Origin of the sequence: Actinoplanes sp. NPDC051343 (genome assembly GCF_044455125.1) — a bacterium.
Taxonomy (GTDB): Bacteria; Actinomycetota; Actinomycetes; order Mycobacteriales; family Micromonosporaceae; genus Actinoplanes.
In genome coordinates this window covers 234,049-245,155 of sequence record NZ_JBITEL010000003.1, presented here as the reverse complement: position 1 = coordinate 245,155, position 11,107 = coordinate 234,049, and the positions used below count along the sequence as shown (strand labels likewise).

Genomic DNA, 11,107 nt, shown 5'->3' with positions numbered 1-11,107 from the left:
CACCCGACGAACGGGCGTCCGCGAATTTCGACAGCCTAGGCTCGAATCATGCCGATGCATCGGGTCGACCTGGGCGAGGTCCCCTATTCCGAGGCCCTGGCCTCCATGTCGCAGTGGGTGGACGAACGCCGCGAGGGCCGCGCCCCCGACCGCCTGTTCCTCCTCAACCACCCGCCGGTCATCACCTACGGCAAGCACACTCCCCCGACCGACCTCCCCGCGGACAGCGACTGGCTCCCCGTGGTGCCCGTCGACCGCGGCGGCCATGCCACCTATCACGGCCCGGGCCAGCTCGTCGGCTACCTGATCATGAACTTGCGGGACCGGGGCCCGGCCGACGTGGTCCGCTGGCTCGAGAACTCCCTGATCGCCGGGCTGGCCGACCTCGGCTTCCCCGCCGTCCGCCGCGACACCCCGAAAGGAGGAAACAGTCTGGTCGGCGTCTGGACCCCGGCCCACGCCAAACTCGTCTCGATCGGCATGCGCATCCGCGGCGGCATCACCAGCCACGGCTTCGCCCTCAACATCGACCCCGACCTCACGGTCTACGACCGCTTCACCGCCTGCCGCCTCGACGGCGTCGAGATGACATCCCTCCGCCGCCTGGCGGAAAACACGGGCGGCGAACTGCCACCCGAGCCGATCGTCCGGGACGCGCTGGCGGCCCGGTTGGGCGCGGTTACCGTACGCGTCGAGCCCGGGCCCGGCTACTCCACCGCGTGACCGAACTCGCGGGCCAGCGGGGCCAGGTCCGGCTCGCTGTACTCGGTGACGAGGGCCGAGAACCGGGCGGCGTGCGCGGCGCCGAAACGGCTCACCCGGCCGGCGTACGTCGTGGCGGTCACGAAGACCGGCGGGGTGCTCTTGGTGTGGAACTTGTCGGCGTACATCAGCAGACGTTCCTCGCCGGAATCGGCGAGATAATCGGTGACCGGAAGCGGCAGGTGCTGGCGCAGCACGTCGTCGCGGGTGATGCCGGCGCCCGTGTGGTGGGCGCAGAAGCGGGCCAGCACCGGCGGGAAGCCGCGCCGAAGCAACAGGTCCTCGCCGAGGATGCCGTGACGGATGTACTCGGAGCCGTCGAGCAGGTGCACCCCGATGTCGTGCAGCAGGCAGCCGGCGCGCACGAGTTCGGCGTCCACGCTCAGATTTCGCGCCTCGATCAGCTGCGCGGCGATAGCCCACACGATCTCGCAATGCGTGTACACGAGGTCGAAGGCCTCCGCGCTCGGCGCGATTTCCTTGTGCAGCGACCGGATCTGCTCCGGGGACGGAATCATCGGGGCGCCCCGTCCCACCTCCAGCTTTCCCGCGGTACGGGGCCGCGGCCGGTGACATCGAGCAACGTCTGCCACGCGTCGCCGTCCGCCGATGCCGCCGGGAAGAGCCGGCGCAGTGCGCCCGCGCACAGGTCGGCCGGCGGCTCCCAGGCGAAGCCGAGGCCGCCCGCGACGTCATGCATGTGGGCCAACACCTCGACCACGCCCATCGCCGCGAAGCCGCTCGGATCGGACGGGCCGTAATTGTGGAATGACATCCGGTCGGCCGGGGTGGTCGCGACCATCGCCGCCAGCAACGACCCGGACGACTCGAAAACGGTGAGCAGCCCGGACGGCCCCTCGGACGGGTCGCCGTAGATCGCCAGCGGCGGCCCGCCCGCACGGTGATATTTCCAGCCGAACGGCACATAGGTGGTGCGGGCCGCCGGTGCGGCGCTCAGCTGAGCGGCGTACGAGAGGAGGTCGTCGCTCATGTGCTCGACCGTTTCCCAGCAGGTCCACTGCAGCGACCCGGCGGACACGCTCCAGTCGAGCCCGGCCGCGCCGGCCAGCGCGTCCCGGGCCAGCATCACGGCCCTCGTCACATCCTCAGCGTCCACCGGGCGACCCTACCGTGGGTTCTGTGGCCCGCGGTTTGTACCGTCTCGGACGTGATCAAGGTGGCGGTGGTCGGGGTCGGGAACAACACGTCGGCGCTCGTTCAAGGGATAGCGTTCTATTCCGACGGCAACAGCCTCGTCGGCGTCCGGCGGCCCGAGGTCGGCGGGATCGGCGTCACCGACGTCACGGTGGTGGCCGCGTTCGCGATCTCCGGCGACAAGGTGGGCCGTGACCTGCACGAGGCGATCTTCGTGGCGCCCAACAACTTTCCGCGGATCGGCCGGGAGCTGCCCCCGTCGGGGGTGACCGTCGAGCGCGGCCTGGTCGATGCGGCAGACGTCGAACGGGTCGCGCAAGCGCTCAACGAGGCCGAAGTGGTGCTCTATTCGGCGCCCAGCGGGCGGCCGGACACGGCCCGTGCCTACGCCGAGGTGGCCCTGCGGGCGGGGGCCGCCTTCGTCAACACCACATCCGATCCGGTCGCACGGGACGAAACCTTGCGGGCCCGGTTCGAGGAGGCCGGACTGCCGCTGATCGGGGACGACCTGGCCAGCCAGTTCGGCAGTTCGGTGGTGCACAGGGCGCTGCTGCGGCTGGTCGAGGAGCGCGGCCTCACACTCGTCAGCTCCTACCAGGTGAACCTGGGTGGCACCGAGGACTTCCGCAACCTGGTCGAGAACCCGAACACCAAGCACCGATCCAAGCTGAACGCGGTCGGTTCCGACAAGGTGCAGATGGCGCCGCTCGGCTTCCTGCCCCAGCTGAAATCGGAGAAGGTCGCCCACCTCAACATCGAGGCCCAAGGTTGGGGCGGCACCGCGGTGAGCCTCGACGTGCACCTCAAGGTCCACGATCCGAGCGGGGCCGCGGGCGTCAACATCGACCTGGTCCGGTTCGCCGCCGACGCCCTGCGGAACGGTCGCGGCGGCTACCTGGACGAGGCGGCCACCCTGCTGAAGTCGCCACCGGGAACCCTGACCTGATCTCATGAGCCGGTGCTGACACTTGGTGTGGATCTGGCGGCGGCCGACGAGCGGACCGCGCCGGCGGTCATCGAGTGGCGGGCGGGCGAGGCCGAAGTCAAGCGGCCTTCCAGGCGGCGCTCCTTCTGACCCGCCTGGCGGCGATGGGCTTCCGACCTGATCGGCTCGGGCCGGTCCTACGCGTCGTGATACGCCGCGGGCTCGGGCGCGATCCGCTTGGACATCAGGCAGAACTCGTGGCCCTCCGGGTCTTCCAGCACCACCCACGAACCGCTGCCGACGATGCTCGACCGGGTGGCGCCGAGGCTGAACAGTCGTTCCAGCTCCTCTTCCTGGCTGCGGTCGGTCGGGCACACGTCGAAATGCAGCCGGTTCTTGCCCGCCTTCGGCTCGGGCACCCGGATAAACAGGATGTCCGGGCTGACCGTCGCCCCGCGGATCGCCACCCCGGTCTGGTCGCGGGCGAAAATGCGGTAACCGAGGACGCTGCTCCAGAAGGCGGCCATCACCTCCGGATCCCGGCAGTCGATAACCATGTCGCCGATGCGGCTCGTCATGGGCGAGACCCTAGCCCAGCGGCCATAATGGTCCGCTGTGGAACTGGACGCATATCAGCGGGGTGCCCTCCGGACTGCGGCATCGCGGGAAACCAAGAACGAGCTGCTGCACCTTGTGCTCGGGCTGGTCGGCGAGTCCGGCGAGATCGCCGAGAAGTTCAAGAAGTGGGTGCGGGACCTCGGCAGCGACGAGGCACTGATCGACCGGGGCGACATCGCGAAGGAACTCGGCGACGTGCTCTGGTACGTGGCGGTGCTCGCCGACTATCTCGACCTGTCGCTTGACGACATCGCGGCCACCAACCTGGCCAAACTGGCCGCCCGCCAGAGTCGCGGCGTGCTCGGCGGCAGCGGCGACGACCGATGAGCGGGCGGGCGATGGGGTTGCCGGAGGTTGCTGGGGCGGTTGTTTTCGACTGCGACGGGCTGCTCGTCGACACCGAGAGCGGGTGGAGCCGGGCCGAGTCGGCGATCTTCGCCGAGCATGGGTTCGGTTTCGGGGCCGAGCAGAAGGCGCTGCTGATCGGGAAGACGCTCGAGGACGGGGCGGCCGCCATGGCCGCCTATTTCGGGCGGCCGGACGACGCGGCGGCGATCGCGGGCCGGCTGCACGAGCTGGTGGCGCGGGAGTTGGCCGCGGGCGCGGATGCCCTGCCGGGCGCCCGCGAACTGGTCGCGGCGGTGCGGGAAAGGGTGCCGGTCGCGGTGGCCAGCAACAGCCCGCGCGAGTTCGTGGATGCGGCGCTGGCCTCGGCGGGGCTGGAGTTCGGTGAGGTGCTCGCCGCCGAGGACGTTGCGCGGCCCAAGCCGGCACCCGACCTTTACCGGGCAGCGTCCGCGCGGCTCGGCGTCCCGCCGGAGAGATGCGTGGCGTTCGAGGACTCCCGCACCGGAGTCGCGTCGGCGCGGGCGGCCGGGATGTTCGTGGTCGGGGTGCCGTCGCTGGCCGGAATTGCGCTCGACGTCGACGCGGTGTTCGGCTCGCTGGCGGATCCCGCGCTGGTCGAATGGGCGAGTCGCGTGCGCTCCTGAATCGGCACACGAGCCGGCGGCACAGCAGCGACCCGACGCACGAGCCGGGGCACAGCAGCGACCCGGCGCATGAGCCCGCGGCACAACAACGACCCGGCGCATGAGCCGGCGGGTCGGCTGCGGCCTTGAGTTGCCGGGAGCGGCCGGACAGACGAAGCGGCGCGGGCGCCGCTTCGTCTGGGTGCTGGGAACGCCGTACCGGATTAAGCGGCCAATGCGGCAGCTAGCGTGCTGCAATCGGGTTATGGGGGACGACGCGCAGGTGCGAGCGGCGTTGCAGGCGTGGCGGGAATGCCTCGTTGACCTCAGCTGCACCAGCCGTCTCCTGCATTTTCAGCCGGCCCGGGCCGGGTCGGTGGAAATTGCCGATCCGCCGGCCGCCGAACTGGTCGAGCGGCTCAAGAACGGCGAGAGCCGGCCGGTGGAGGACAGCCCGGCTCTGCGGCAGCTGGTCAAAAGGGCGAAGCAGGACTACCTCGATCGGGGGGTGCAGGTTCTGCATCTGGCGGCGGGGCTGCTGCATTGGCAGGACGAGGAGAACGCGGAGCATGTCAGCCCTCTGGTTCTCATTCCGGTGGCGGTGGAGAACGGGCTGATCACGGCGGTCGACGAGGCGGTGGAGAATCCGGCGCTCGCGTTGCGGCTGCGGGAGCTTCATCGGCCGATGCCGGGCCTGTCCGAGGCCGAGAACGTGTCTGTCCTGTCGTGCTTCACCTTTCACAAAGAGGCGCTCTATCGCGACCTGACGGACAACGAGGACGAGATCCTCACCCATCCGATCATTCGCGCCCTGGCGACCACCGAGCCCGAGACGACTTTCGACTTCACGCCGATTTCTCCGGCCGACATCGACGAGAAGGCACCTCCCGAGACGACACCGTTGGTGCTCGACGCCGACGCCACTCAGCGAGCCTGCATCGCGGCCGCCACCGACGGCCACAGCTTCGTCATGGACGGGCCGCCCGGCACCGGCAAATCGCAGACCATCACCAACATGATCGCCTGCCTCCTGCACGCCGGGAAGAAGGTTCTCTTCGTCTCCGAGAAAGCGGCCGCGCTCGATGTCGTCCGTAATCGGCTCGCCGACGCCGGACTCGATCCTTACCTGCTCGAACTCCACAGCCATCAGGCCGGGCGCAAGGAGGTCGCGGCGGCACTCGCCGCCGCCTGCGACCGCATTCCCAGCGCACCGGAAATCAGCCGGCCCGACGACCGCCTGCGCCGGCGGCGCCAACAGCTTTCCGCGTACGCCGTAGCAGTCAACGAAATCCGCCGGCCGCTCGGGGAGCGGCTGCACGACGTTCTCGGTTGCACCACCGATATCCCGGTGCCGATAACCGATCCGAGCGGGCTGACCGCCGAGCAACTGCAGAAAGCAGCATCTGCCGCCGAACGACTGCAGGAGACGTGGCGGGTCACGAGCCCCGGCTTCGCCTGGCGTGGAGTCCGGACCGGGAAAATCCACGAGACGCTCGCCGGCGCCCAGCACGCCCTGGGCCTCCTGACCGTCGCGATCAAACGAAACGCCGCGCTGGCCGCCGCTTTCCGGGCCGACACGACCGACAAAGCCGCGTCCCTGGCCGCATTGATTGCCCACGCCGCGCGCCGCCCGCCCGGCGTCCGCGACGAATGGCTCACCGCGCCGAGCCTGCAGCCGGTCCAGGAAGCGGCCCAGGAAATGGCGCGCGCCCAGGCCGCCTTCGAAAGGGCCCGCGATTCCCTCCGCACCCGGACCGGAGTGGCGTGGACCGATCTGCCCGAGACCGACGACCTACCGGCGGTGGACGACACCCTGACCGCCGACGCCGCCGACAATCTGGCCCGCCGCTGCGCGGAGGACGCCGACCGCTGGGAACGCCACAAGGCCGAATTCGACCGCATCACCGCGGCGATCGGCATCCCGCCGGTGGAAACCTTCGCCGACCTCGACCGCATAGCCCAGTTGGCCGCGCTCGGCGGGAAGAAGAACCGGCCCGAGCAATTCTGGTTCACCGACGGCGTACTCGCGGGTGTACAGACCGGAACTGTCGCCCTGCGGCGCTGCCTGGAAGCCTTGGTGGCGGTGGAGATGCGCGCCCGCCCCTTCTTCGCGGAGTCGATCCTCGGCCAGCCGTTGGAACAACTCGCGGCCCGTTTCGCCCAGCACCGCAAACGCCTCAGCAAATGGGGAAGCGCCTATCGGCGTGACAGGAAGGCCATCACCGCCTTCGTCCTCCCGGCCGCCGACCCCAAGGAGGCAGTGGCCCGCCTGGGCGCCGCGGTCGCCTGGCAGCGCGCCCGCCGCGACCTGACCGCCGCCGAGCAGGCCTACGCCATGGTGCTGGGCCACTTCTGGCACGGCGTGGCGACCGACTTCCGGGCGCTCGACGAGGCCACCCGGACCGCCGCCGAGGCGTTGCGCCTCTCCCCGCCGTCGATCCGCCCCGCAATCGCGCGGTACGTCTGCACCGCCGACCCCGATCCCGAACTGCAGCGGCTGGCCGCGAAGGCGCGCGAGGAGCTGAAGGCCACGCGGCCCCCGGCCGACGGCATCGCGGAGTCGATTTCCCGGCTGCGCGCCCAGGTGGAGCCGCTCCGCGAGGCCGCCCGCACGATCCGGGCCTTCGGCGCCGCGCTGGGCCGCGACCTGGATCTGGCCGAGGTGGACCGGCTGGCCGCGCTGCGCCGGCAGGTCGTCGAGGCCCGCGACGCGCTGACCGACGACACCGCCCGGTTGATGCCGCTCCTCGGCCGGGCCGATTCCCTCGACGACGCCCTGGCCTGGGCGGATGCGGTGCGCAAACTCAACGGCGGGGCGCTGAGCGGGGAGCAGGCCGCCGCCCTCGCCGCGGCCCGCCCCGACGACGCCCTGCCCCGGGCGGCCAAGTCGTGGGAGGAGGCCCGGGCGCGGCTGCGGGAAGCGTTCGGCGCGGAGCGGAACGCTGACTGGGACGACTACGACCGGGCCGGGCGGGCGCTGCGCGACCTGCGAGCCGACCCGACCGGCCCCGAGGACTGGTTCGCACACCTCGCCGCCCGCGCGGAACTCGAACAGCTGGGCCTCTTCGTCGACCAGGACCTCGACCCCGCGGCCATCCCGGGCGTGCTGCGCAAGGCCTGGGCCGACACGGTCATCCGCTCCGACGACCGCCTGCGCCCGCTCCACGCGGCCGAGCGCGACCAGCTGGTGGCCGAGTTCCGCCGCCTCGACAGCCGCCGGGTGGCGACGGCGCCGGCCGAGATCATCGAACGGCTCGACGCCGGCCTCACGGCCGTGCCGGCCGAATCGGCCTCGCTGATCCGGCGCGAGGCCATGAAGACGACCGGCCATGTGGGCGTACGCGAACTGCTCGCGCGAACCCGGGCCACGGTGCTCGCCCTCAAACCGTGTTTCCTGGTCTCGCCGCTCTCGGTCAGCCAGTACCTGCCGCCCGATCTCCGTTTCGACGTCGTCATCATCGACGAGGCGTCCCAGGTGACGCCGGCCGACGCGATCGCCGCGATCTACCGGGCCGACGCGCTGATCGTGGCCGGCGACGACAAGCAGCTGCCGCCGACGTCGTTCTTCGACCACGCCCTGGCCGTCGACGACGAGCCGGCCGGTACCGACGTGACCGACTTCCCGTCGATCCTGGAGCTCGCCAAGGCGTGCGGATCGTTCCGCGGGCTGCCGTTGACCTGGCACTACCGCAGCCGGCACGAGTCTTTGATCGGCTACTCGAACCGTGAGTTCTACCGCGGCCGCCTCATCACGTTCCCGAGCGCGACCGGCACCGACGGCATCGAGGTCTTCGGCGTCAACGGCACCTATCGGCGCAGCAACGGCCGCGACAACCCGGTCGAGGCGGAGAAGGTCGCCGAGCGGGTCGCGCACCACTTCGCGACCCGGCCCGACCAGTCGCTGGGCGTGGTGACGTTCTCGGTCGCCCAGGCCGAGGCGATCGAACGGGCGGTCGACGTGGCCGGCCTCGGCGACCTGCACGGCGGCGACCGGCTGCGCGGCTTCTTCGTGAAGAGCCTCGAATCGGTCCAGGGCGACGAACGCGACGTCATGATCTTCTCGATCGGCTACGGCTTCGACGACGCCGGGAAGATCAGCGCCAACTTCGGGCCGATCAACAAACCGAACGGCCGGCGCCGGCTCAACGTGGCGATCACCCGGGCCCGCTCCCGCATCGAGATCGTCACGTCGATCCGGGCCCGCGACATCCCGGACAGCGACAACGAGGGCGTACGCATGCTCGCCGGCTACCTGGACTACGCCGAGCGGGGCGCACCCGTGCCGCACCCGGTGCGGCCGGCCGCCGAGCGCCCGTTCGAGGAGTCGGTACGCGAGGCGCTGGAGTCGTGGGGCTTCCCGGTGCGGCTCGGCGTCGGCGTCGACCTGGCGGTGCCCCACCCGGGCGGCGGCTACGCGATCGGCATCCAGTGCGACGGCGCAGGCTACGTGGCGCACCCGGCGGCCCGCGACCGCGACCGCCTGCGCGACCAGGTGCTGCGGGGGCTGGGCTGGCATCTGCACCGCGTCTGGTCGACCGCCTGGCACACCGAGCGCACGGCCGAACAGGAACGCCTCCGCCGAGCGGTCGAACAGGCGGTGGCCCTACCGGTGCCGGGCCGCGACCCCGTCCCACCGGTCCGCGACGCCGTCTACCGGCCCGGCTGACCGACGACCGGCCCGGCCCGCCGCCGGGCGCGGGCAGCGCAGGCGCGGGCAGCGCAGGCGAAGCTGAACCGGCGCTCACGCTGCCGCGAGCGGGCGCGAGCGCGAGCGCGAGCGCGGGGAAGGCTAAGCCGCTAAGGCGGGGACGTCGTGGCAGAGCGCGTCGAGGCGGGCCGCCAGGTCGGGCGCCGGGCCGGTGGGGTCGAGGGTGCGGAGGCTGGCGATCGGCAGCGGCGGCACCGAGACGTGCGAGATCAGCGGGTGGATCGGGCGCCGGTCCACCTCGCCCTCGCCGAACAGTTCCTCGGCCAGCTTCTCGCCCGGCCGCAGCCCGATGTAGCGGATCTCGACCGGCGACGGTGCCATCGCCGCCATCTGGGCGGCGACCTCGGCGATGCGCACGGGTTTGCCCATCTCGAGCACCAGCGCCTCGCCGCCCCGCCCGATGGCCGCCGCCTGGATGACCAGGTGCACGGCTTCCTGGATGGTCATGAAGTATCGGGTGACCTCGGGGTCGGTGACGGTGATCGGCCCTCCGGCGGCGATCTGCGCGCTGAACGTCGTGAACACCGAGCCGCGGCTTCCGAGGACGTTGCCGAACCGTACGCTCAGAAACGTGCCCGCCCGGCGGCGGGCCATCTCGGCGGTCAGCCTCTCGGTGATCCTTTTCGACGCCCCGAGCACGCTGACCGGATTGGCCGCTTTATCCGTAGAAATGTTGACAAAGCGTTCGACCGACGTGGCCGCCGACAACACGTTCAGTGTGCCCTGGATGTTGGTCAATACTGCCTCACCCGGGAAGCGCTGCAGCAACGATAAGTGTTTGAGAGCGGCAGCATGGAAGACCACCTGCGGCCGGCGCTCGCGGAAGATGGTTCGGATCCGCCCGGCGTCGCGGAGGTCGGCCAGGATGACCGCCGGGTCGTCGAGGCGGGCCGCCGGGTCGATCGAGAGCTGCACCGCGAGCAGCGACGACTCGTCGCGGTCGAGCATCATCAGCTCGGCCGGGGCGAACCGGTGGATCTGCCGGCACAGCTCGGAGCCGATCGAGCCGCCGGCCCCGGTGACCAGCACCCGTTTGCCGGTCAGATAGCCGGCGATCGCGTCGAGGTCGGTGTCGATCTGGTGCCGGCCGAGCAGGTCGGCGATCTGCACGTCGCGGATGTCGCGCACGCCGACCGGGTGGTCCATCAGCTCGGGCACGGACGGTACGACCTTGAACTGGACGCCCGCCGCCAGGGCCCGGTCGCGGATGTCGCGCACCAGGTCGGCCTCGGCGTTGGCCACCGCGAGGATCACCGTGCCGGCCCGGGTGCGGCCGAGGGCCCGGGCCAGGTCGTCGCGCCCGCCGAGCACGGGCACGCCGTGCACGTGCAGGTTGCGCTTGGCCGGGTCGTCGTCGAGCAGCCCGACCGGCAGGTAACGCCCGTCCGGGTCGTGCAGCATCGACCGGACCAGCACGGTCGCCGCCCGCCCGGCCCCGAAGAGCAGGACCGGGGCGGCGACCCGCGCGTCGGGCCGCTGGAAACGGGCCACTCTCAGCCGCCACACGTAGCGCGCGGCCAGCATCAGCACCAGTGCCACCGCGGCGCCCAGCGCGGGCTCGTCCGGGGGCAGAGTCCGGTGTGAGAAGACCGAGAGCACGACCAGCAACGCCGCGGTGGTGACGACGGTACTGGTGACCGCGCGTACCTCCTCGAAGCTGCCGATCGGGTGCCGGCGCCGGTAGAGGTGGTGTGCGTGCCCGATTCCGGCGTGCAGAACGACGGCGAGGACCGCCGCGGCGGGAGAAAAATGCCGGGCGGCAACTAATCCGGCGATCCAGGCCGAGGCGTCGGCGACAAGTGGAATCCACCGCCTGAGAAACATCAGCAACTCCCGACCCAAGGGGCACCAATCGCGGCATTTGTATTTTATCAGTCGGGCCGATAGCAAACCGAATTTCCCGAATCCGGTATCCCCCACGCGACCTGGGCATATGTTGGCCGTAACCACGGCACCGGGAGGTCTGGC

General features: G+C 71.0%; 9 protein-coding genes. 5 read left to right on the top strand and 4 right to left on the bottom strand.

The features are described 5' to 3' along the window. Positions 1-48: 48 nt before the first annotated feature. Complete coding sequence (lipB, locus tag ACIA5C_RS11740) at positions 49-723, top strand: lipoyl(octanoyl) transferase LipB (RefSeq protein ID WP_396053438.1); 675 nt, start codon at positions 49-51, stop codon at positions 721-723. Here lipB and ACIA5C_RS11735 read toward each other — a convergent pair. Then, positions 708-1,280 carry an HD domain-containing protein gene (locus tag ACIA5C_RS11735; RefSeq protein ID WP_396053436.1) on the bottom strand — a complete coding sequence of 191 codons (573 nt, stop codon included), beginning with the start codon at positions 1,278-1,280 and terminating at the stop codon, positions 708-710. The two genes, lipB and ACIA5C_RS11735, sit on opposite strands and share 16 nt — an antisense overlap. Beyond that, entirely contained in the window at positions 1,277-1,879 is a 603-nt protein-coding gene (locus tag ACIA5C_RS11730; RefSeq protein WP_396053434.1) for a hypothetical protein, read from the bottom strand. The genes ACIA5C_RS11735 and ACIA5C_RS11730 overlap by 4 nt, the downstream gene beginning before the upstream one ends. A 51-nt stretch (positions 1,880-1,930) precedes the next feature. Between ACIA5C_RS11730 and ACIA5C_RS11725 the strand changes: the two genes are divergently transcribed. Beyond that, positions 1,931-2,863, top strand: a complete 933-nt coding sequence (locus tag ACIA5C_RS11725; protein WP_396053432.1) for an inositol-3-phosphate synthase — start codon at positions 1,931-1,933, stop codon at positions 2,861-2,863. 176 nt (positions 2,864-3,039) lie between these two features. Here the strand turns inward: ACIA5C_RS11725 and ACIA5C_RS11720 are convergent, their stop codons facing one another. Next, complete coding sequence (locus ACIA5C_RS11720) at positions 3,040-3,420, bottom strand: VOC family protein (protein ID WP_396053430.1); 381 nt, start codon at positions 3,418-3,420, stop codon at positions 3,040-3,042. A gap of 37 nt (positions 3,421-3,457) precedes the next feature. Between ACIA5C_RS11720 and ACIA5C_RS11715 the strand changes: the two genes are divergently transcribed. The 3 genes from ACIA5C_RS11715 (at position 3,458) to ACIA5C_RS11705 (ending at position 9,097) form a co-directional block, all read left to right on the top strand. Then, positions 3,458-3,787 (top strand): nucleoside triphosphate pyrophosphohydrolase family protein, encoded by a 330-nt coding sequence (locus tag ACIA5C_RS11715; protein ID WP_396053428.1) that lies wholly within the window; start codon positions 3,458-3,460, stop codon positions 3,785-3,787. Positions 3,788-3,798: 11 nt separating this feature from the next. Continuing rightward, entirely contained in the window at positions 3,799-4,452 is a 654-nt protein-coding gene (locus tag ACIA5C_RS11710) for an HAD family hydrolase (protein ID WP_396053426.1), read from the top strand. A gap of 244 nt (positions 4,453-4,696) precedes the next feature. Next, positions 4,697-9,097 (top strand): AAA domain-containing protein, encoded by a 4,401-nt coding sequence (locus ACIA5C_RS11705; protein WP_396053424.1) that lies wholly within the window; start codon positions 4,697-4,699, stop codon positions 9,095-9,097. A gap of 123 nt (positions 9,098-9,220) precedes the next feature. On the opposite strand, the gene ACIA5C_RS11700 is transcribed toward ACIA5C_RS11705, so the two are convergent. After that, a complete protein-coding gene (locus tag ACIA5C_RS11700; RefSeq protein WP_396053422.1) occupies positions 9,221-10,963 on the bottom strand; it encodes a polysaccharide biosynthesis protein in 1,743 nt (580 codons plus the stop codon). Positions 10,964-11,107: the final 144 nt, after the last annotated feature.

Excerpts from the sequence above, each read along its gene's own strand:
- ACIA5C_RS11700 (WP_396053422.1), bottom strand. The coding sequence starts at position 10,963 with ATGTTTCTCAGGCGGTGGATTCCACTTGTCGCCGACGCCTCGGCCTGG.
- ACIA5C_RS11735 (WP_396053436.1), bottom strand. The coding sequence starts at position 1,280 with ATGATTCCGTCCCCGGAGCAGATCCGGTCGCTGCACAAGGAAATCGCG.
- ACIA5C_RS11720 (WP_396053430.1), bottom strand. The coding sequence starts at position 3,420 with ATGACGAGCCGCATCGGCGACATGGTTATCGACTGCCGGGATCCGGAG.
- ACIA5C_RS11705 (WP_396053424.1), top strand. The coding sequence starts at position 4,697 with ATGGGGGACGACGCGCAGGTGCGAGCGGCGTTGCAGGCGTGGCGGGAA.
- lipB (WP_396053438.1), top strand. The coding sequence starts at position 49 with ATGCCGATGCATCGGGTCGACCTGGGCGAGGTCCCCTATTCCGAGGCC.
- ACIA5C_RS11710 (WP_396053426.1), top strand. The coding sequence starts at position 3,799 with ATGGGGTTGCCGGAGGTTGCTGGGGCGGTTGTTTTCGACTGCGACGGG.